The organism is Kitasatospora xanthocidica, from assembly GCF_014656195.1.
Taxonomy (GTDB): domain Bacteria; phylum Actinomycetota; class Actinomycetes; order Streptomycetales; family Streptomycetaceae; genus Kitasatospora; species Kitasatospora xanthocidica.
In genome coordinates, this window is record NZ_BNBY01000012.1 from 31,322 (window position 1) to 52,246 (window position 20,925).

The window sequence follows — 20,925 nt, forward strand, 5'->3', positions numbered from 1 at the left end:
GAACCGGGATTCCGTCGGCAGAGGGGAGTGCCCGTGGGCGTCCGGCAGAGCAGGAGCCCATGGCCGGGCACCCTGGCGGCGGGAGCCGCGCTGGTGCTCGGGGCCTGGCTGCTGCGCGACGGCGGCTCGCCGGAGCTTCCGCCCGCCCCGGGCTCGGGGCAGGCCCAGGCCGGCATCGCGCCGGTCTCCGTCGTCCCCCCGCTGGGACCGTCCGCGCCGACCAGGATCCGCATCCCGGCCGTCCGGCTGGACGCCCCGGTCACCGCGCTCGGGCTGGACGCCACCGGCCACCTGCAGGTCCCGCCCGCGACGGACCGGAACCTGGCGGGCTGGTACCGGGGCGGCGCCAGCCCCGGCCAGCGCGGCACCGCGATCCTCGCGGGGCACGTCGACATCACGTCCGGTCCGGCCGTCTTCTACCATCTGGGAGCGCTCCGTCGGGGGGACCGGATCGAGATCGCCAGGGCGGACGGCGCCATCGCCGTCTACCAGCTGTACGCCATCGAAGTGCACGACCGAAAGGACTTCCCGGACGATCGGGTCTACCGTCAGGCCACTGACGCTCAGCTGCGGGTGATCACCTGCGGCGGTTCGTACAGTGCGGAACACGGCTACGAGGGAAACGTCGTCGCCTACGGTTTCCTGGCCGACACCACCCCGCCGGGCAAAGCCGCATGACCACGATCACTCTCGCCACCCGCTGGAACCCGATCGACTGGCCGCTCACCGAGGGCCCGATCCCGCACGCCGTGACCGTGGCCGGCTGGGCGGCGCTGTTCGCGCTCGCCGTCGGCCGTGACCGGAGCTGGTGGCGGTTCCGCCTGCCCGCCGCGCTGTTCACCGCGGCCGCCCTCAGCCTGCTGCTCGACGCCGTCGTCGACGGCTGGTGGCACCCCTTCCCGGAGGGCACGCCCGAGTACGTGGGCTGGTGGATATCCATCGCCCTGCTCGGGTTCTGCCTGGTCGGCTACCGGTTCCGCCGGCTCGCCTGGCGCCGCCGGGGCATCGCGCTCGGCCTCAGCGGGCTGGTGCTGCTGATGGCCGCCTCCGAGATCAACATCGGCTTCGGACAGTTCCCGAGCGGGCGGGTGATGCTGGCGCCGTGGCTCACCAAGACCGACGGGCTGGTCCCCAAGGTCGGGCAGACCCTGGCCGCCCCGCAGGACAAGGTGCTCGACGAGGTCTGGCAGCCCCCGGCGGACCTCCCCGAGAAGGGCACCGTCTCGGTGGTGCCGATCCCCGGCCTCCGGTCGGGCTTCAAGGCCCGTGACGCGTACGTCTACCTGCCGCCCGCCTACCAGGCCAACCCGCGGCCGCTGCTGCCGGTGGTCGTGATGATCACCGGCCAGCCCGGGGTGCCGGGGGACTGGGTGCTCTCGGCGCAGATCAACGAGGCGATGGACGCGTTCGCCGCCGAGCACCACGGCCTCGCGCCGATCGTGGTGATGCCCGACCAGCTCGGCTCGACCTGGGCCAACACGCTCTGCCTGGACTCCAAGATCGCCAAGACGCAGACCTACCTGGCGGTGGACGTCCCCAACTGGATCCACCAGAACCTGCAGACCGCCACCGGCCGGAAGGCCTGGGCGGTCGGCGGCGCCTCGATGGGCGGCACCTGCGCCCTCCAGCTCGGCGTCAACGCGCCCGACGTGTACGGCACCGTCCTGGACATGTCCGGGCAGGAGGAGCCGACCCTGGGCACCCGGGAGCAGACCGTCAAGGCCGCCTTCGGCGGTGACGGGAAGAAGTTCGACGCGGTCGACCCGGTGCAGGTGATGGCCCGGAAGAAGTTCCCGGACACCAATGTCGCGCTCGTCGTCGGCGAGACCGACGAGGAGTTCAGGCCGCAGATGGAGAAGGTCTACCAGGCCGTTCAGGGGGCCGGGATGAAGGCGAAGTTCGAACTGATGCCGGGAGGCCACGGTTGGGTCGTGTTCCGCCCCGGCATCGCCCAGCAGGTCCCGTGGCTCGCCCAGCAGACCGGGCTGACCCGGTGACCGGGGCGGGCACGGCGGTCGCCGCCGCCACCGTCGGCGAGCGCGAGCAGAAGCCGGAGCGGGTGGTCGCGCAGCGCGGCTCCGAGCGGGCCGCGGACCGCGCGCCGGTCACCCGGACACCGGAGCCGCGCCCGCAGCGCGTCCGGCGGGCGGCCCGGGCGCTCGGCTCCCGGCTGCGCGCCGCGCCGCTGACGCTCACCCTGCTGGCCGGGCTCTGGCTCGTCGGCGCGGCCACCGGCAGCCTGCGCCACGGGCCGCCGGACCGGCTGCTGGAGCGGGTCGGCGTCGGCCTGCCCACGCTCACCGAGGGCCACTGGTGGACGCCGTTCACCTCGATGTTCTGGTGCTCCGGCACCGGCTCGTACGTGTTCACCAGCCTGATGCTGCTCCTGGTCGGCCCGGCCGCCGAGCACCGGCTCGGCCGGCTGCGCACCCTCGGGGTGCTGGTCGGCGGGCAGATCGCCGGCACCCTGCTGGGCACCGGGCTGGTCGCGTTCGGCAACGCCGCCGGGGAGCAGTGGACCGCCTCGGTGGCCGACCAGATATCCGTCGGCCCCGGCGTCGCCCTGTTCGCGCTCGCCGGAGTGCTCGGCTACCGGCTCACCGTGCTCTGGCGCCGCCGGCTGCACCTGCTGGTGCTGCTCCTCCCGCTGGTCATGACGCTGTACGTCGGCCACCTGCAGAGCGTCCAGCGGTGCGCCGCGGCGCTGGCCGGACTCGGCGTGGGCGCGCTGCTCAGCCGCGGCCGCCCGTACCTGCGCTCGCACCGCTCCTCGCACTCCGAGACCCGGGTGCTGGTCGCGCTCTGCCTGGTCGCCGCCGCCGTCGGGCCGCTGCTCGCCTCGCTGTACGACAACGCCACCGGGCCGTTCAACACCTTCTCCGAGCTGTACCTCTCGCACCGGCTCAGCCCCGACGAGATCGCCGACCTCTGCTCGCTGTCGGCGCACGACTGCGCCCGGGCGCACGCCGTCGTCCGGATCTTCGACACCCCCGCCCGGCTGATGGCCGCGCTGTTCCCGGCCCTGCTGCTGGTGCTCGCCGAGGGGCTGCGCCGGGGGCTGCGGTTCGCCTGGCTGGTCACCATCGCCACCGAACTGCTCTGGGCGGCGCTGCTGGGCTGGCTGTACCTGGACGCCGGCCCGGTCAGCCGGGACGTGGTGCAGTACTTCGTCGAGGCGATGCTGCTGCCGCTGCTGACCACCGCCCTGCTGCTGGCCACCCGCAAGCGCTTCCGGCTGCGGCTGGCCGCCCGCTCGGTGCGCCGGCTGGCCGTGGTGGTCGGCGGCGCCCTGTTCGTCACCTCGGCCGCGTACGTCGGCCTCGGGCGGCTGGCGGCCGGCCAGTTCGAGCCGGGGGCGACCGTCCGCCGGCTGCTGCACGGGCTGCCGGCGCAGTTCCTGCCGCCCGCGTACAACGACCTGACACCGGACTACCCGATCGCGGTCGGGCCGCTGGCGCGCTTCCTGGAGACGTACTGCGGGCTGGCCTTCTGGGTGGTGGCGCTGGCCGTGCTGCTGTCCGCCTTCCGCCGGCCGGTGCTGCACACCGATGCCGAGGCGGTCGCCCGGGCCAGGGCGCTGCTGACCGAGCACGGCGGCGGGACGCTGTCCTTCATCACCACCTGGGACGGCAACCACTACTGGTTCGACGAGCAGGGCCGGGCCGCCGTCGCCTACCGGGTGGTCGGCACCGTCGCGCTGACCACCGGCGACCCGTTCGGCGCGCCGGAGGAGCGGGCCCGGGCGGTGGCCGGCTTCGCCCGCTTCTGCGACGCGCGCGGCTGGACCCCGTGCTTCTACAGCGTCTGCGGGCAAACCAGGGACGCCGCCACGGGGCTCGGCTGGCGCTCGGTGCAGGTCGCCGAGGACACCGTGGTCGCGCTGCCCGAGCTGGCCTTCACCGGCAAGAAGTGGCAGGACATCCGCACCGCCCTCAACAAGGCCGGCAAGCAGGGCATCACCGCCGAGTGGTGGGCCTACCACGAGGCTCCGCTGGCGCTGAAGGACCAGATCCGGGCGATCTCCGAGGAGTGGGTCTCCGAGAAGGGCCTGCCGGAGATGGGCTTCACGCTCGGCGGACTGGAGGAGCTGGACGACCCGGACGTCCGGGTGCTGGTCGCGGTGGACGAGCAGCGGGTCGTGCACGGGCTGACCAGCTGGATGCCGGTGTACGAGGACGGCGTGCCGGTCGGCTGGACGCTGGACTTCATGCGCCGGCGCTCGGACGGCTTCCGCGGCGTCAGCGAGTTCCTGATCGCCTCGGCCGCGCTCGGCTTCAAGGAGGAGGGCGCGCGCTTCCTCTCCCTGTCGGGCGCCCCGCTGGCCCGCACCGGGCAGGAGGGGGAGCCCACCGGGCTGCAGCGGATGCTGGACTGGATGGGCAAGGTGCTGGAGCCGGTGTACGGCTTCCGCTCGCTGCTCGCGTTCAAGGCGAAGTTCCAGCCGGAGTACCGGCCGATGTACATGGCCTACCCCGACCCGGCCGCGCTGCCCGGCATCACCAGGGCGATCGGCAAGGCGTACCTGCCGCACCTGACGGCGGCGCAGGGCGTCCGGCTGATGCGCAAGCTGTCGGGCTGAGGGGCGGGCCGTCCGGCTGATGCGCGAGCTGTTCGGCTGAGGGGCGGGCGAGTCCCGCCCCGAGTCAGCACCTCGCGAGCGGGCGAATCACAGCCCCCCTCAGCCGAGCAGCTGGGCGAGGGCGCGGTCGGAGTCCAGGTGCAGGTGCTCCTCGCCCTCGGGGACGAGGAGCCGGCTGCGCCACAGGAAGCGGCGCAGGTCGCCGGTGTCGAACCGGAGCAGCGCGGTGCCCTCCGGGGTGCGCAGCTCGACCATGGTGCTCCGGCCGGGGGCGGGCCGGACGTGGACGTCGCCGACGCCGGCCGGCAGCTCGATCCCGGCCGAGAGCAGCTGGCGGGCGAAGACCCAGACGATGTCCTCGCCGTCCGGGTGCTCCTCCGCCTCGTCCAGCGAGAACTCGGCGGGGAAGGCCATCCGGACGGCGAGCGGGTCCTCCCGGAGGTAGGACAGGACGACCCGCAGCCGGACGGAGCGGTGGGGGGAGAGGATCAGGCGGGCCTGGACGGTCTCTTCGACGGTGCGCACGGATGGGTCCCTTCGGTTCAGCGGGGCCGCGCCGGGGCAGGGGTGGTGCGGCCTCACCCTGGTGAGAGTCCCGGTGACTCCCGTGATTACCGGGTTTCGAGGACGACCGGATGTGATCCGCGTCACATCGATTTCCGGCCGTGTGGGCCCGGCGCGGAGGCTCGCCTGGAGGCCCGAACGGCGTCGGCCCGGTAGGCTGGGCGGGTTGTCCGATCGCCGCCCGACCGCGGGACGGGGCCGCTAGACCGCCTCTGACCTGCGATGATCCCCCCTCGGAGACCGTGAGTACTGCCGCCGCCTCCTCGATGCCGCTGTTCTCCGACGCCCAGGAGAGCCAGGCTCCCGTCCGGTCCGTCGGGCATGCCGCGCCCGCCGGCTCGCACCACCTGTCCCCGGCCTTCCCCGGCCGAGCCCCCTGGGGCACCGCGGGCAAGCTGCGGGCCTGGCAGCAGGGCGCCCTGGACAAGTACATCGAGACGCAGCCGCGCGACTTCCTCGCGGTCGCGACCCCGGGCGCAGGCAAGACCACCTTCGCGCTCACCCTGGCCTCGTACCTGCTGCACAACCACCTGGTGCAGCAGGTCACCGTGGTGGCGCCGACCGAGCACCTGAAGAAGCAGTGGGCCGAGGCCGCCGCGCGGATAGGCATCCGGCTGGACCCGGCGTACTCCTCCGGGCCGCTGTCCCGGGACTACCACGGCATCGTGGTCACCTACGCGGGCGTCGGGGTCAACCCGATGCTGCACCGCAACCGGACCGAGGCCCGCAAGACCCTCGTGATCATGGACGAGATCCACCACGCCGGTGACTCCAAGTCCTGGGGCGAGGCCTGCTTCGAGGCCTTCGAGCCGGCCACCCGCCGGCTGGCGCTGACCGGTACGCCGTTCCGCTCGGACACCAACCCGATCCCCTTCGTGGCCTACGACGCGGGCAGCGACGGCATCCGCAAGTCCATCGCCGACTACACCTACGGCTACGGGCACGCGCTCGCCGACCACGTCGTCCGCCCGGTGATCTTCCTCAGCTACAGCGGCAACATGCGCTGGCGCACCAAGTCCGGCGACGAGCTGGAGGCCCGGCTCGGCGAGCCGATGACCAAGGACCTGATCGCCCAGGCCTGGCGCACCGCGCTGTCCCCGCAGGGCGAGTGGATCCCGTCCGTCCTCCAGGCCGCCGACCGGCGGCTCACCGAGGTGCGCAAGGCGATCCCGGACGCCGGCGGACTGGTGATCGCCACCGACCAGAACGTGGCCCGCGCCTACGCCAAGATGCTGCGCGAGATCAGCGGCGAGAAGGTCACCCTGGTGCTCTCCGACGAGACCGAGGCCTCGAAGCGGATCTCCGACTACGCGGAGGGCACCTCGCGCTGGATGGTCGCCGTCCGCATGGTGTCCGAGGGCGTCGACGTGCCCCGGCTGTGCGTCGGGGTGTACGCCACCTCGATCTCCACCCCGCTGTTCTTCGCCCAGGCCGTCGGCCGCTTCGTGCGCGCCCGCAAGCGCGGCGAGACGGCCTCGGTGTTCCTGCCGACCATCCCGATGCTGCTGGGCTTCGCCAACGAGATGGAGCTCCAGCGCGACCACGTGCTGGACCGGCCGAAGAAGGAGGGCGACGGCCTCTTCGACGAGGAGGACCGGCTGCTCGCCGAGGCCGAGCGCGCCAACGACGGGCCGGACGGCGCGGGCGGCGAGGAGTTCTCCTACGAGGCGCTGGGCTCCGAGGCGGTCTTCGACCGGGTGCTGTACAACGCCATGGAGTTCGGCATGCAGGCCCACCCGGGGAGCGAGGAGGAGGAGGACTACCTCGGCATCCCGGGCCTGCTGGAGCCGGACCAGGTGCAGATGCTGCTGCAGAAGCGCCAGCACCGGCAGATCCAGCGCAGCAAGACCAAGCCCGCCGAGGAGGCCGACCTGCTGGAGCTGCCGGCCGAGCAGCGGCCGGTCGTCACCCATCAGGAGCTCCGCGAGCTGCGCAAGGAGCTGAACGCGCTGGTGGCCGCCTGGCACCACCGCACCAACCAGCCGCACGGCACCGTCCACAACGAGCTGCGCCGCCAGTGCGGCGGGCCGCTGACCGCGCAGGCCACCGCCAACCAGCTCAAGGCGCGGATCGCCAAGATCCGGGAGTGGGCGAAGTAACGGTCCGGCAGGCCGGCACCGGCCCGCCCTCCTCCCTCGCTCCCCCCTCCGCCGGGAGGGGGGCTCGCGTCCCCGGGTGTCCGGACTTCGGAGCGGGATCGAACTCATGCCCTGAAACGCGCGGCGGATCGGGTGGTTTCGTCCCGGTTTCGCGACGCCGTTGAAGTCGATCACGCCCGAATTTTGGACAACCACTTCCGCCGCGACATTTCCTTCACTACCTTTCCCCCACGCTCTTCCGCCGGGCAACCCCCGAGGGACGGGCTCCGCAGGACCGCACGGCCGTCAGTGTCGACAGCGTGCGGCCCGAGCGCGGCCACCCCCACCTGCGCGCGACACCGCCCTTGGACCGGCGTCGCCCGCCCCGCGAGCGCCGCGGAAAGGATCGCCCGTCGTGACAGCAGAGACCTCCCAGACCCTGGACCGCGGCGTCCGGGTCCTCAAACTCCTCGCCGACTCCGAGCGGGGGCTGACCGTCACCGAGCTCGCCGCCAGGCTGGCCGTCAACCGCACGGTCGTCTACCGCCTGCTGGCCACCCTGGAACAGCACGGCCTGGTCCGCCGGGACATCGGCGGCCGCGCCCGGGTCGGCCTCGGCGTGCTGCGGCTCGCGCACCGGGTGCACCCGCTGCTGCGCGAGGCCGCGCTGCCCGCCCTGCGCAGCCTCGCCGAGGACCTCGGCGCCACCGCCCACCTGACCCTGGTCGACGGCAACGAGGCACTGGCCGTCGCCGTGGTCGAGCCGAGCTGGACCGACTTCCACGTCGCCTACCGGACCGGGCTGCGCCACCCGCTCACCGAGAGCGCGGCCGGCCGGGCGATCCTGGAGGCGCGCGCCTTCCCCAGCCAGCGCCGGCCCGAACAGGGCTTCGTCATCACCCGGGCGGAGGAACAGTCCGGGGCGTGCGGGGCCGCCGCGGCGCTGCTCGGACTGAGCGGCATCGAGGGCAGCGTCGGCGTGGTGATGCTCAACGGCCTGGTACCGGAGCGGGTGGGCCCCCGGGTGGTGGAGGCGGCGACCGAGGTGGCCGACGCCCTGAGGTAGCCGGTCGCGGGCCCGGACGCCGGGCCCGCCCCGGGCGATGGCATGAGCGGGCCGGCGACCCGCCCCGAGCCGAAGGGCTGCGCCGGTGCCGAAAGGGAGAAGCGAGGAGGTCCGAGGGACGAGGGCCTTGGAGCGCCGACCGTCGGCACCGGGTCAGAGCGGCCCGGAGGCGAGCGGGCGACCAACAGGGTGTGTTTGGATTCCTTTTGTGTCCGACACCAAGCTCTCCAAGGCCCTCAGCTCCCCGCGGACCCGCGCGCTCGCGCTGTGCGGGGCGCTGGTCACCGCGCTGTTCGGGGTGACCGCCTTCGTCCCGCTGCCGTACACCATCACCTGGCCGGGGTCGACCGCGGACGTCCTGGGCACCTACCAGGACAAGCCGGTGCTCACCATCACCGGGGCGCCGCTGCGCACCACCCAGGGCGAGCTGCGGATGGTCACCATCACGGCGACCAACGCCGACCAGCGGAACACCTTCCTGCGGTCGATGCAGGCCTGGTTCGACCCGAAGGAGGCGGTCCGCCCGACGGACACCGTCTACGCGGAGAGCAACCCGGCGAAGGCCAACGAGGTGATCGCCCAGCAGATGGCCGAGTCGCAGGACAGCGCCTCCGCGGCCGCGCTGAACTACCTCCACCTGTCGCCGGACCAGGTGAAGGTCAAGGTCGACCTGGGCGACGTCGGCGGCCCCAGTGCCGGCCAGATGCTGGCGCTGGGGATCATCGACAAGCTCGCCGGCGACGGCAAGGGCGGCGACCTCACCGGTGGCCTCACGATCGCGGGCACCGGCACCATCGACAAGGACGGCACCGTCGGCCCGGTGGGCGGCGTCCCGCTGAAGACGCAGGCGGCCGCCCGGGACGGCGCGACGGTGTTCCTGCTGCCCAAGGACGAGTGCACGGACGCCAAGGTGAACCTGCCGAAGACGCTGCGGCTGGTGCCGGTCGGCACGCTCACCGAGTCGGTCTCGGCGCTGCAGGCGCTCAGGAGCGGCGGCAGCGTCCCCGCCTGCTGACCGGGCGGACCGGGAGCCGCCCCGCGCCGGGCGGACCGTGCTACTCGGCGGCGGCCTGGTCCACCAGCGGCAGGATGCGGTACGGCACCGGGTTCTCCAGCACGATCGCGGTGGACGAACGGACGATCCCGTCGAAGCCCACCACCCGGTCGATCACCCGCTGCAGATCGGCGTTGGAACGGGCCACGATCCGCACCATCATGTCCCCGATCCCGGTGATGGTGTGCAGTTCCAGCACCTCCGGCACGCCCGCCAGGTGCGCCCGCACGTCGGAGCCCTGGCCCTGGGAGATCTCCAGGGTGGCGAAGGCCGTCACCGGGTAGCCGATCGCCGCCGGGTCCACCTCCGGGCCGAAGCCGCCGATCACCCCCTTGGCCTGGAGCCGGTCCAGCCGGGCCTGCACGGTGCCCCGGGCGACCTGCAGCCGGCGCGAGCACTCCAGCACCCCGATCCGGGGCTCCTCGGCGAGCAGCCGGATCAGCCGGCCGTCCAGGGTGTCGATCGTGTCGTTCGTACTGCCCACGATGGAAGTGCCTTGCGGGGCAGCGGAGTTGGGCGAGCCGGGGGAGCTCGGGGAGTGGGCGGGGGGCATCGCGGCACCGTCCTCCGGTGGGCATTCTGTACAGCGGTGCGGCCGATTCTCCCGCCCCGGGGCACAGCTTGACCAGGAGGAAACGGAACAGTTGCGCGTAAGTCGGCCCGGCGCCACCCTCCAGCCACACCCCTGTGCTCCGGGCCCCCGCCCCGGTGCCGGGGCCCCAGCGTGGTCCGTACGCCTACCGGGAGGGCCGTCATGACCGACACCGCCGCCGAACCCGTCCTGCTCGCGGCCGGCCTCGCACCGGACGACGGCGACCCGGGAGCGCTGCCGGTGGGCCGTGCGGACGCGGTGGTCTTCGCGGTCGGCGACGCCGAGCGGGCCGCCCGCCGCTACTGCGCCGCGCTCGGGCTGCGCTGCACCGCGTACGCGGGGCCGGAGACCGGTGAGCCGGAGACCGTCTCGTACGTGCTCGCCGCGCCGGGGACGCGGATCGTGCTCACCTCGCTGGTGCGGGCGATCGGCCCGCGCGGCCGGGAGCTGGCCGCGTACCTGGAGCGGTGCGGGGACGGGGTGCTGGACGTCGCGGTCAGCGTGCCGGACGTCTACTACGCCTACGACTACGCGGTCGACCGGGGCGCGCTGTCGCTGGCCGAGCCGTACGAGACCCGGGACGCGTACGGCTCGGTGGTGCTGGCCGCCATCGGGGTGCCCGGCGGGACCAGGCACACGCTGGTCGACCGGGCCGGCTACGCGGGGCCGTACCTGCCGGGGTTCGTGCCGCACGCCGGGTTCTGACGGACGGCGGTGCGCGGCGGGGCGGTGCGCGGAGCGGCCGGGCGGGGCTTCAGCGGACGGCCGTCTCCACGACCGGCGGGTGCCCGTTCCAGTAGACGAAGACCGAGTTGGCCTGGTTGTCCTTGGTGAAGTCGATCCGCATCCACTGGTCGCCGTTCCAGACCTGCATCTGCCAGCCCGGGTCCGGGGTGGCGGAGACCAGCGAGGCGTGGTCGGGCTTCAAGTCCAGCGCGACCTTGCCGCCCGGGATCGGGTAGCTCTTCACCGTGGACGTCGCCCCGGCCGTCGGCGTGGGCCGGCGGGTCGGCGGCGGGACGGGTGCGACCGGCGTCGGCCCGTGGGTCGTGGCGGCGGCCGGGGAGGCGGGCTGGGCCGGGGGCGCGGACTGCGCGGCCGAGCGCGGCTGCTCGGGGGCGGTGGTCGCCGGGGACGGCGTGCCGCCCGCCTTCGGGGAGGGCAGCGGCAGCGCCGTTGGCTGCTCGAACGCGGCGCCGGTCAGCACCGCGTGCACGCCGAACCAGGACAGCGCCACCGCCGCCCCGGTGGCCGCCGCCCAGGCGCCGAGCTGTACCAGTCCGTTCCGCATCGTCCGCACATCCTGCCGCATTTCCACCCCGGCCGGGACCGGGCACCCGTACCCCGGGGCGTCCGGCAACTCCCCATTCCTCAGGGGGCTTGCACAATGTCCGGACCGGGCCCCGAGGTACAGACCACTGCGGGCCGATGGCGTACCGTGCAGGGCCATGGCAACAGTGCTCGTGGTCGAGGACGACCCCTTCGTACGCTCCGCCCTCATCCGCCACCTGACCGACACCGGTCACGCGGTCCGCAGCGTGGGCACCGCACTCGAGGCGCTGCGGGAGGTCGCCCAGGTCGGCTGTGACCTGGTGATCCTCGACCTGGGCCTGCCGGACCTGGACGGCAGCGAGGCGCTCAAGATGATCCGGGGCCTGACCGACGTGCCGGTGATCATCTCCACCGCCCGGGACGACGAGGCCGAGATCGTCCGACTGCTCAACGACGGCGCTGACGACTACCTGGTGAAACCTTTCTCCGGGGAACACCTGAGCGCCCGGATGGCTGCCGTGCTGCGCCGGTTCGGCAGCGGCGCCGCCCCCGTCGCCCAGGTGCTGCGGGTCGGCGGACTGGCCATCGACCTCCAGCGGCGCGAGGCCTCCCTGGACGGCCGCCGGCTCGACCTGACCCGCCGTGAATTCGACCTGCTGGCCTTCCTGGCCGCCCGGCCCGGCGTGGTGGTGCCGCGCAAGGAGATCCTCGCCGAGGTCTGGCAGCAGACCTACGGCGGCGACCAGACCATCGACGTCCACCTCTCCTGGCTGCGCCGCAAGCTCGGCGAGACCGCCTCCAACCCGTACTACCTGCACACCGTCCGGGGCGTCGGGGTCCGGCTGGAGGCCGCCGGGGGCGCGGCGGAGCACCGGACATGAGGAGGTTCGGGCGCTCGCTGCGCTGGGCCATGATCAAGGCCGCCGTGGCCGGGACCACCATGGTCGCGCTCGCCTTCCTCATCCCGCTCGGCCTGATGGTCCAGCAGACCGCGCGCGACCGGGCGTTCACCGCCGCCGAGCGGCAGGCCGCGGCGCTCGGACCGGCCCTGGCGATCACCACCGACCAGGACGCCGTCACCCGCGCCCTGGCCAGCACCGACGCCGGCGGACAGGGACGGATGGCGGTCCACCTGCCCGCGGCGGGACAGCCCGAGGCCCCCGGCACCGGCGGCCCGGCGGGACCGACGCTGGGCGAGGCCCGGGCCGCCGACGGCGACGTGGCCACGGCCGGCGGGCAGGGCCGCTCCTTCACCGTGCAGGTGCCCGGCGGCTACGCGCTGCTCCAGCCGGTCGCGGTGGACACCGGCCGCACCGCCGTCGTCGAGGTGTTCGTGGCCGAGAGCGACCTCACCCGGGGCGTCTCCACCGCCTGGCTGGTGCTCTCCGCCGTCGCGCTCGGCCTGGTCGCCATCGCCGTGCTGGTCGCCGACCGGATGGGCAACCGGATCGTCGCCTCCGCCAGACGCCTCGCTGCGGCCGCCCGCTCGCTCGGCGCCGGCGACCTCGCCGTCCGGGTCCCGGTGGCGGGCAAGCAGGTCGACGGCAGCCCCGAAGAACTGCGCGAGGCCGGCCACGCGTTCAACACCATGGCCGACCGGGTGGTCCAACTCCTCGCCGCCGAACGGGAACTGGCCGCCGACCTGTCCCACCGGCTGCGCACCCCGCTGACCGTGCTGCGGCTCAACGCGGCCTCGCTCGGCAACGGCGACGCGGCCGACGCCACCCGGCACGCGGTCGCCCAACTGGAGCGCGAGGTCGACCAGATCATCCGCTCGGCCCGCCGCGCCCCCGAGGACGCGCCCGCCGTCGCGGTCGGCTGCGACGCCGCCGAGGTGATCCGCGAACGGGTCGAGTTCTGGTCCGCGCTGGCCGAGGACGAGGGGCGCCGCTGGCAACTGGCCGGCGCCGAACGGGCGGCGCCCGTCCCCGTCCAGCGCGGCGACCTGGCGGCCGTCGTCGACGCGCTGCTCGGCAACGTCTTCCGGCACACCGCCGTCGGCACCGCCTTCTCGGTGGACGTGCTGGCCACCGGGAGCTCGGTGATCGTGCTGGTCGGCGACGCCGGCCCCGGGTACAGCGACCCGGCCGCCGCCCTCAAGCGCGGCCAGGGCCACGGCGGGGAGGGCTCGACCGGCCTCGGCCTGGACATCGTCCGCAAGCTCGCCGAGTCCACCGGCGGGGACCTCGCGCTCGGCCGCTCCGCCGTCCTCGGCGGCGCCGAGACCCGGCTGCGGCTGCGCACCCGGCCGGAGGGGGCGGAGCCCGCGCGGGCCGGGCGGCGGCGGAGCCGGGGTGCGCTCTTCCAGCGGTGAGGCGGTGCGGGGGTGCGGCTCAGGGGTGCGGTGGCGCAGCGCTGTGGTGACGACGTGTGGTGGCGAGGACGTGCGGTGGTGCGGCGGTGAAGTGGTGTGCCGGAGGTGCGGTGTCGGTGGTGGGACGGCGTCCGGGAGGGCGTCTTCCTTAACGGCGGCCTAAGGGAGTTCTACCCCTCGCTCAGCCCGCCGGTCCGGCCCCCGGTGCGCCGCTAGCGTCGGTCGCGCCGGTCACCCGACCGAGCCGGGCCGGCCGCCCCGAGGTCCGCAGGCACCCCGTGCCCGGACGGCGGCCGACCGTAGGCACCCGCGGAGGTAACGCGCCATGACCACCCAGCCCACCCGCCGCTCCGGCCACCGCAGGCGCGGCCGCAAGGGTGCGATCGTCGGCGCCGCCGCGGTCGCCGCCGCCCTGGTCGCGGGCGGGACCGTCGTCCTCGCCTCCTCGGCCAGCGCCGCCTCGCTCGGCGCCGTGTACAGCCGGACCAGCAGCTGGGACGCCGGCTACACCGGCCAGTACCTGGTCACCAACCCGGACAGCAGCCCGATCGAGGACTGGACGCTCAGCTTCGACCTGCCGGCCGGGGCGAAGATCGACTCGCTCTGGAACGCCACCTTCACCGCCGCGGGGCAGCACGTCACGGTCAAGCCGGAGGCCTGGAGCAAGCGGCTGGAGCCGGGCCGGAGCGTCGTGGTCGGCTTCGTCGCCCAGGGCGCGGGCGCGGCTCAGGCCGAGCCGGCCAACTGCCTGATCAACAACGCCTCCTGCAAGGCGGGCGACGGGACCGCGCCCACCCCCTCGGGGCGTCCGACCGCTACCGCTTCCGCGTCCGTCACCCCTTCCGTCTCCCCGACGGCCTCCGCCTCGCCGACCGCGAAGCCCAGCCCCACGGCGAAGCCGACCACCCCGGCGCCGACCGCCACCCCGACCGCCACCCCGACCGCCACCCCGACCGTCACCCCCACGACGACCGGTGTGCCCGTTCCCCCGGCCGGCGCCGGGGCCGGCTTCGCCCCCTACGTCGACACCTCGCTCTACCCGCCGTACGACCTGGTGGCCACCGCCAAGGCGAGCGGCGTGAAGAACTTCACCCTCGCCTTCGTGGTGTCCGGCGGCGGCTGCGCGCCCAAGTGGGGCGGTGTCAGCGATCTCGCCGCCGACGCGGTGGCCGCCCAGATCGGCGCGCTGCGGGCGGCCGGCGGCGACGTCCGGATCTCCTTCGGCGGTGCCAACGGCAGCGAACTGGCCCTCGCCTGCGGCTCCACCGCCGACCTCACGGCCGCGTACCAGAAGGTCGTGGACGCGTACGGCGCGACCAGGCTGGACTTCGACGTCGAGGGCGGGGCGATCGCCGACGCGGCCGCCAACACCCGGCGGGCCCAGGCCGTCGCCCAGCTGCAGAAGACTGCCGCCGCCAAGGGCAAGGCGCTGGACGTCTCCTTCACCCTGCCCGCCCTGCCCTCCGGCCTGACCCAGGAGGGCGTCAACCTGGTGGCCGGCGCCAAGGCCGCCGGCGTCGCGATCGGCGCCGTCAACATCATGGCGATGGACTTCGGCGACGGGGTCGCCCCCAACCCGCAAGGCCGGATGGGCCAGTACGCGATCGCCGCGGCCACCGCCACCCAGGCCCAGGTCAAGAGCGTGCTGGGGCTGGACGACGCGGCCGCCTGGCGCAAGGTCGCGGTCACCCCGATGACCGGCGTCAACGACGTGGCCAGCGAGGTCTTCACCGTGGCCGACGCCAAGCAGCTCGCCGACTTCGCCTCCGCCAAGCACCTCGCCTGGCTGGCCATGTGGTCCGGCACCCGGGACAAGGCCTGCGAGGGCGGCGCCAAGGCGTACGCCGACGCGAGCTGCAGCAGCATCGTCCAGCAGCCGCTGGACTTCACCCGGGCCCTCGGGGCGTACACGGGCTGAGGCCCGCCGGGTTCCCCGTCGGCCCCGGCCGTCCACGCTGAGTCCGCAGCCCAGCGTGGCCGGTCGGGGCACCTTTGTCACTGTGCGTAGTCGATCGTGTCCAGCTCCGTTCGGGTGGCATCCGGTATCGTCGCTGGTTGGCCGAGCGGTGGACGGAGTGGACAGTGACAGCGGTGCAAGACGAGCGAAGCCCGGTGCGGACCGCACCCGACCCCTCGCCCGGCCCCCTGTCGGACCGGCTCCGCCAGGCCCTCGGCGCCCCCGTCCGGGCCGTGCGCGAGGCGCCCCGCCGCCCGCTGCTGGCCGCCTCCGCGCTGGCGCTGTTCTCCCTGGTCGTGTACGCCGTGGTGCGCCACTTCGTCCACACCTCGATGGTGGACATGGTCGTCTACCGGGCCGAGGGAGCGGCCGTCGCCGACGGCGCCGACCTGTACGGGCTGCGCGTCACCGAGTGGAACCTGCCGGCGACCTACCCCCCGTTCGCGGCGATGCTGTTCGTCCCGACCACCTGGTTCCCGATCCCCTTCCTCCGGGTGGCGATCACTCTCGGCAACCTCGGGCTGCTCGCCCTGCTGACCCACCTGTCCTTCAAGCTGGTCGGCTGGCCGCGCCGCGAGCTGCGGCCGATCGGCGTGATCCTGGTGACCGGCCTCGGCGTCTGGCTGGAGCCCGTCTTCACCACGCTCCGCTACGGCCAGATCAACCTCGCGCTGGCCTGCCTGATCCTCTGGGACCTCACCCGTCCGGACGGGCGCCGCAGCAAGGGCGTGGCCATCGGCATCGCCGCCGGCATCAAGCTCACCCCCGGCCTGTTCGCCGTCTACCTGCTGATCACCGGCCGGATCCGGGCCGCCTTCGTGGCCGGCCTCACCTTCCTCGGGACCTTCCTGCTCGGCGCCCTCGTCCTGCCCGACGCCACCTGGGGCTTCTGGACCAAGTACCTCTACGACTCCTCCCGGGTCGGCAAGACCTGGATCGTCGACAACCAGTCGCTGCGCGGCGCCTTCGCCCGCCTGCTGCACTCCGCCGAGCCCGGCACCGTCGCCACCCTGGGCGCCGGCCTGGTCGCCCTGGCCGGCCTCGCCGTCGCCGCCTGGGCCGCCCGCAGCAGCCGCTGGCTGCCCCGGGCCGAGGCCTGGGGCGTCTGCTGCGCGGCCGTCACCGCCGTGCTGATCTCGCCGATCAGCTGGACCCACCACTGGGTCTGGTGCGTGCCGCTGCTCGTCCTGCTCGCCGCCGAGGCCTCCGTCGAGCACGCCCGCCCGGCCGGTGTCCGCCGGCTGCGCTGGCGGGCGGTCTTCTGGGCCACGCTGGTGGCCTTCCTCTCCTTCGCGATGTGGGCGGCGAAGCCGGTCGGCGCGGCCGTCCTCCACCTGTCACCGTGGCGGCAGCTGCCGACCTCGGTCTACCCGTGGGTCGGGCTCTGCTTCCTGCTCGCCGCCGCCGTCCGGATAAGGGCGCGCCGCCGCTCGGCCGGCGCGCCGCTCGTCCGGCTGCCCGGACAGCGCGACGGCGGCGGCCCGGACGCCGCCCGCGGTCGTCAGCAGGCCCCCGCGGCCCGCTGAGCCGGCGGGGGCGCCGCTCCTGCCACCTCGCTCGAGTGCGTGCTCGCCCTCGGGGGCGTGCTCGCTCCCGGGTACGTACGCGTTCTCGGGTACGTGCTCGCGCTCAGATGCGTGCTCGCTCCCGGGTGCGTGCGCGTTCTCGGGTACGTGCTGGTTCTGGGGTACGTGCTCGTGCACGCCGGAACGCACGCCTAGGCGAGCAGCTCGGCGAGCGAGCCGTCCATGTCCAGCGCGGCCATCTCGCTGCCCGGCGGGACCAGCCGGTGCGCCCGCTCCAGCCAGGCCGCGACGGCCGGCAGCGGCGCCTCCAGCAGCGCGTCCCCGGCGGGCGAGCTCAGCGCCATGCAGAGCACGCTGCGCCGGCCCGAGCGGGTCGGCCAGATCCGCACGTCGCCCTGGCCGCAGGGGCGGAAGGTGCCCTCGACCAGCAGCTCGCGGGCGAACACCCAGGTCACCGGGGAGCCGGTGTCCAGGTGGAAGGTGATGTAGACGGCGTACGGGTCGTGGCTGCCGTAGGACAGCCGCGCCGGGACGGGGACGGTGTGCTCCGGCGAGAGCACCAGGTTGAGCTCCAGTTCGTGCTCGACGACGCCGACGGGGCGCTCCATGATCGTCTTCCTCTCTGCCTTCGGTTCGTGCCCGGTTCCGGGCCCTGTGACCTTTGAGAGGGCGGTCCGCACCGGTTCTTACACACGTTTCCGGGATTTCTTCGGGAAGTTCGGCCAAGGGTGGTGAACGGGCGGTCGCGCGGCGCGCGAGTGACCTCCGCGCGCCTGGTTCTTTACCGCGACGGGCCCTCCGCCGTCCGGGGATTCGCGAACTTCCCGTCGTGGCTCCGGCGAGGTACTACCCTTTGTGACTGCCCGGCGACTGTCCGCCCACCGTGGTGCCCGCACGCGCGCCGAGCGCCGGGACCGGCGTCACCGGCACCACCGCGCCGTCGGCCCCGGGCGGCCCGCACCGGCCACGCCCGCGGCCCGTACCGCCGTCCACCGTCCTTCCTTGCCCTCGTCAGGACCTGCCAGGAAAGAAGACCCCCATGACGGACCGCTCATTCGCCGCCGGCGGCGACCCGGCCGTCGCACCCGGGCCGGGCTACTACCCCGACCCGTCCATCCCCGGTTTCGTCCGGTACTGGGGCGGCTCGGCCTGGGTGCCCGGCACCAGCCGGCCCGCGCCCGCCGAGGGCGAGGTGCTCGAACCGCCCCGCTACGCGACCCGGCGCCCGGTCCCGGACCTCGTCCCGCCGGCCCGGGCGGTGCCGCCACCGGTGGTGCCGGCGGCCGCGGCGCCCGCCCCCGTCCCCGCCCCGGCGCCGGAGGGCGAGCCGCCCGCCGGTGGGGGCGACACCGGGCCGGTGTACTTCGACCAGACCTCGGGCGGGGCGTCCTTCGTGTTGGGGCCGCGGGTGGCGGAGGTGATCGGCGGGCCGGTGTTCCGTACGGTCGGGCCGGCGTCGGAGCCGGGCGGCGGGGGCGGTGCGGCGCCGGGGGCTTCGGCGGGGTCTTCGGTGGAGGGGTCGACGGGGGTGCCGGTGGGCGCCGGGATTCCGGCCGGGGTGCGGGGTCCGGCGGGAGGGGTCGACGAGCCGGTGGCCGAGGTGGCGGCTGCGGTGCCGGGGGAGTCCGGGTGGCATGTCGATCCGCTGGCGCAGCGGGGGTTGATGGACACGGGCGACCCCTCGCCCTGGGTCTCCTGGGGGGTGCTTCCGGGGGCGTCCGAGGCGGATGAGGGGCGCGCGGAACAGGAGCGTGCTCCTGTTGCCGTGGAGCCGGTCGCCGCCGTCGCGCCTGCCCTGGCGGTGGCCGTGCGGGAGGCACCGGCACCGTCCGTCGACGCCTCGGGCGCGGTACCGGTGGTCGAGGCGCCGGGGGAGGTGGGGGAGGTGTCCTCCACGTCGGGCCCGCTCGCGTCCGCGGCGTCCGTGGCATTGGCGGCGTCCGTGAAGGCGGCCGGGTCGGCCAGGTCGGCCGGGTCGGTCAGGCCGAAGGGGCGTGCGGTGCCCACCACGGCCGTCCGCACCACACCGCTGCCCGCGGTGCGTCCCGCCCGGCAGGGCGCCGTCCGCCGCCGCTCCGCCCCTGCCGCCGTACCGGCCGGACTGGGGCGGCGACTGGCGGCCCGCGCCATCGACGCCGCCGTCCTGCTCGTCGTCGCCGTCGCCGCCGGGATCCCGCTCGGCAGCTCGGTGTCCGACCACATCCAGCAGAAGCTCGACCAGGCCCGGATGGCCAGCGCCCTCACCCGCCGCCAGGTCCAGGTCTGGCTGGTGGACGACGTGGTGGTGGGCAAGATCGCCGTGCTGATCGGCATCCTGCTGTTCGTCAGCCTGCTCTACGAGGTGCTGCCGATCGCCCGTACCGGCCAGACCTTCGGCAAGCGGCTGGCCCGGATCCGGGTGGTGGACGCCGCCGCCCCCACCGCCAAGGGCAGGCTGAGCCTCGGCCGCTCGCTGATCCGGTGGACCGTCCGGCAGACGGGCACGGTGCTGCTGCTGGGGTTGGTCTGGCCGGTGTTCGACCGTCCGGCCCGGCGCGGCTGGCAGGACCGTGCGGCCCGGACCCGGGTGGTGCGGGCCTGAGCGGGGTGGGGCTGCGTCCGCGTCCGTGCCTGCGTCCGTGCTCGCCTCCGCGCCCGTGCTCGTGTCCGCGATGGCAAAACGGGCAGAATATCCCAAACCTTGAGAATGTGTGATGTTCTACTCGGGGCATGAGCACCCACGACCCCTCAGGCCCCCAGCCGGAGGGGGGCGGCAAGCCCTCCTTCGACAAGCAGTCCCCGCAGCCGGGCGGCGGCACGCCGGAAGGCGAGCCGTCGGGCCCGACCCCGTCCCACAGCCCGTCGGAAGGCACGCCGGAAGGCCCGTCCGAGGGTGCGGCCGGCGGCCCCGGCGCCTACCAGGGCACCTACGGCGGAACCACGTACGGCGGCCCGACCCGCGGTCAGGACCCCTACGGCCAGAACCCGTACGACCGCACCCCGCCCGGCCACGGCACCGGCTACGGCCCCGGCGCGTACGGGACCCCCGGCGCCGGACCCGTCCCCGGCATGCCGCCGATCGGCACCTGGCCCAAGCGCATCCTCGCCCGGCTGATCGACTACCTCCTCATGCAGATCATCGGCGTCGTCGTGGTCGGGCCCTTCGCCGACCTCAGCGAACGCAACGGCTCCGCCGAGGCGTTCTGGCTCGGCTGCGCCCTCTACCTCATCTACGAGGCCCTGATGCTCAGCCGGGACGGACAGACCCTCGGCAAGAAGGCGATGAAGATCCGCGTCGCCATGCTCATCGACGGGAGCACCCCCACCCAGTCCGCCGCCTGGACCCGCTCGGCCGTCTTCATCCTCCCGGCCGTGCTCTGCTGCGCCGCGATCTGGTGGGTCGTCGACGGCCTCTTCGGCGTCTTCGACAAGCCGTACCGGCAGTGCGTCCACGACAAGGCGGCGAAGACCGTGGTGGTCACCACGGAGGTCTGAGCGGCGGCGCGGAACGCGCCCGCGCCCGGCGGCGGATCAGCGCTGCCGGGCGTACGCGCGCTCGGGGCCGGTGGGAGCAGCATCGTCGGCCTGGGCCGCGCGGGGCGCCTCGGCCGTGCCCGGCCCGGCGGCGGCGGACGACGAGGAGAGCGCGAGCACCGTCACCACGGTGCCGAGAGCCAGCGCGACCGCCACCAGCACCGTCACCGCCAGGACGCCCTCGGCGCCCGAAACGGCCAGCAGTGCCACCGCGGTGGCGACGACGGTGAACGAGCCGAGGCAGACCTGGGCAGCGGAGGGACGCGGCATGGCGGGGGTCCTTCGCACGTCGGGGGAAACGGGCGGGAATGGTGCCGGTTCCAGGAGTCCTACCCGGCAAGGCAGTTCAGAACCTCCAGGCTAACCCCCGCCGCCGGGGGCACGGGGGGCGCACGGGCTCACCCCGGGGT

The 20,925-nt window shown here is 74.3% G+C and carries 18 protein-coding genes and 2 pseudogenes; 14 read left to right on the top strand and 6 right to left on the bottom strand.

Translation table 11 applies throughout. The features are described from left to right. Positions 1-33 precede the first annotated feature (33 nt). From IE332_RS21800 to IE332_RS21810, 3 genes are read left to right on the top strand one after another with little or no spacing between them, the layout of a single operon-like run. Positions 34-678: a class F sortase gene (locus tag IE332_RS21800; protein ID WP_229928791.1), complete on the top strand. Its 645-nt coding sequence runs from the start codon at positions 34-36 to the stop codon at positions 676-678. After that, positions 675-1,997: an alpha/beta hydrolase gene (locus IE332_RS21805; RefSeq protein WP_189919025.1), complete on the top strand. Its 1,323-nt coding sequence runs from the start codon at positions 675-677 to the stop codon at positions 1,995-1,997. Before IE332_RS21800 ends, IE332_RS21805 begins: the two co-directional genes overlap by 4 nt. Then, on the top strand, positions 1,964-4,579 hold the full coding sequence (locus tag IE332_RS21810; protein WP_189919035.1) for a rhomboid family intramembrane serine protease: 2,616 nt from the start codon (positions 1,964-1,966) through the stop codon (positions 4,577-4,579). The genes IE332_RS21805 and IE332_RS21810 overlap by 34 nt, the downstream gene beginning before the upstream one ends. A gap of 99 nt (positions 4,580-4,678) precedes the next feature. Here IE332_RS21810 and IE332_RS21815 read toward each other — a convergent pair whose 3' ends face one another. Next, positions 4,679-5,104: an SsgA family sporulation/cell division regulator gene (locus tag IE332_RS21815; protein WP_189919037.1), complete on the bottom strand. Its 426-nt coding sequence runs from the start codon at positions 5,102-5,104 to the stop codon at positions 4,679-4,681. A 305-nt stretch (positions 5,105-5,409) separates the two neighbouring features. On the opposite strand from IE332_RS21815, the gene IE332_RS21820 reads away from it, so the two are divergent. The 3 genes from IE332_RS21820 to IE332_RS21830 all read left to right on the top strand — a co-directional run bounded on the left by IE332_RS21820 (position 5,410) and on the right by IE332_RS21830 (position 9,302). After that, entirely contained in the window at positions 5,410-7,242 is a 1,833-nt protein-coding gene (locus IE332_RS21820; protein ID WP_229928823.1) for a DEAD/DEAH box helicase, read from the top strand. 394 nt (positions 7,243-7,636) lie between these two features. After that, positions 7,637-8,287 (top strand): IclR family transcriptional regulator, encoded by a 651-nt coding sequence (locus tag IE332_RS21825; RefSeq protein WP_189919039.1) that lies wholly within the window; start codon positions 7,637-7,639, stop codon positions 8,285-8,287. A 208-nt stretch (positions 8,288-8,495) separates the two neighbouring features. Beyond that, a complete protein-coding gene (locus IE332_RS21830; RefSeq protein WP_189919041.1) occupies positions 8,496-9,302 on the top strand; it encodes a S16 family serine protease in 807 nt (268 codons plus the stop codon). A gap of 40 nt (positions 9,303-9,342) precedes the next feature. Here the strand turns inward: IE332_RS21830 and IE332_RS21835 are convergent, their stop codons facing one another. Beyond that, entirely contained in the window at positions 9,343-9,825 is a 483-nt protein-coding gene (locus IE332_RS21835; protein WP_229928792.1) for an Lrp/AsnC family transcriptional regulator, read from the bottom strand. 270 nt (positions 9,826-10,095) lie between these two features. Between IE332_RS21835 and IE332_RS21840 the strand changes: the two genes are divergently transcribed. After that, entirely contained in the window at positions 10,096-10,638 is a 543-nt protein-coding gene (locus IE332_RS21840; protein ID WP_189919043.1) for a VOC family protein, read from the top strand. A gap of 49 nt (positions 10,639-10,687) precedes the next feature. Here the strand turns inward: IE332_RS21840 and IE332_RS21845 are convergent, their stop codons facing one another. Continuing rightward, complete coding sequence (locus IE332_RS21845) at positions 10,688-11,224, bottom strand: hypothetical protein (protein ID WP_189919045.1); 537 nt, start codon at positions 11,222-11,224, stop codon at positions 10,688-10,690. A gap of 157 nt (positions 11,225-11,381) precedes the next feature. Between IE332_RS21845 and IE332_RS21850 the strand changes: the two genes are divergently transcribed. The 4 genes from IE332_RS21850 to IE332_RS21865 all read left to right on the top strand — a co-directional run bounded on the left by IE332_RS21850 (position 11,382) and on the right by IE332_RS21865 (position 17,002). Continuing rightward, positions 11,382-12,086 carry a response regulator transcription factor gene (locus IE332_RS21850; RefSeq protein ID WP_189919048.1) on the top strand — a complete coding sequence of 235 codons (705 nt, stop codon included), beginning with the start codon at positions 11,382-11,384 and terminating at the stop codon, positions 12,084-12,086. A 17-nt stretch (positions 12,087-12,103) separates the two neighbouring features. Beyond that, positions 12,104-13,519 (top strand): sensor histidine kinase, encoded by a 1,416-nt coding sequence (locus IE332_RS21855; RefSeq protein WP_189919453.1) that lies wholly within the window; start codon positions 12,104-12,106, stop codon positions 13,517-13,519. A gap of 325 nt (positions 13,520-13,844) precedes the next feature. After that, complete coding sequence (locus IE332_RS21860; protein WP_189919050.1) at positions 13,845-15,437, top strand: glycoside hydrolase family 18 protein; 1,593 nt, start codon at positions 13,845-13,847, stop codon at positions 15,435-15,437. A 173-nt stretch (positions 15,438-15,610) separates the two neighbouring features. Further along, on the top strand, positions 15,611-17,002 hold the full coding sequence (locus IE332_RS21865) for a glycosyltransferase 87 family protein (protein ID WP_229928794.1): 1,392 nt from the start codon (positions 15,611-15,613) through the stop codon (positions 17,000-17,002). 191 nt (positions 17,003-17,193) lie between these two features. Here IE332_RS21865 and IE332_RS21870 read toward each other — a convergent pair whose 3' ends face one another. Next, complete coding sequence (locus tag IE332_RS21870; protein WP_189919061.1) at positions 17,194-17,610, bottom strand: SsgA family sporulation/cell division regulator; 417 nt, start codon at positions 17,608-17,610, stop codon at positions 17,194-17,196. Positions 17,611-18,041: 431 nt separating this feature from the next. Here IE332_RS21870 and IE332_RS42410 point away from each other — a divergent pair. Further along, positions 18,042-18,143: pseudogene (locus IE332_RS42410) on the top strand (hypothetical protein); the annotation flags it as partial. 68 nt (positions 18,144-18,211) lie between these two features. On the opposite strand, the gene IE332_RS41110 reads toward IE332_RS42410, so the two are convergent. Then, the gene (locus IE332_RS41110) at positions 18,212-19,012 is read right to left on the bottom strand and encodes a hypothetical protein (RefSeq protein ID WP_229928795.1); all 801 of its coding nucleotides are present in this window, start codon (positions 19,010-19,012) and stop codon (positions 18,212-18,214) included. Between the two features lie 97 nt (positions 19,013-19,109). Here IE332_RS41110 and IE332_RS41115 point away from each other — a divergent pair. Both IE332_RS41115 and IE332_RS21880 read left to right on the top strand, forming a co-directional pair. Further along, a pseudogene (locus IE332_RS41115) lies at positions 19,110-19,583 on the top strand (RDD family protein); the annotation flags it as partial. Between the two features lie 128 nt (positions 19,584-19,711). After that, positions 19,712-20,476 carry an RDD family protein gene (locus IE332_RS21880; protein WP_189919065.1) on the top strand — a complete coding sequence of 255 codons (765 nt, stop codon included), beginning with the start codon at positions 19,712-19,714 and terminating at the stop codon, positions 20,474-20,476. A gap of 36 nt (positions 20,477-20,512) precedes the next feature. Here IE332_RS21880 and IE332_RS21885 read toward each other — a convergent pair whose 3' ends face one another. Next, entirely contained in the window at positions 20,513-20,785 is a 273-nt protein-coding gene (locus IE332_RS21885; RefSeq protein WP_189919067.1) for a hypothetical protein, read from the bottom strand. Between the last annotated feature and the right edge of the window lie 140 nt (positions 20,786-20,925).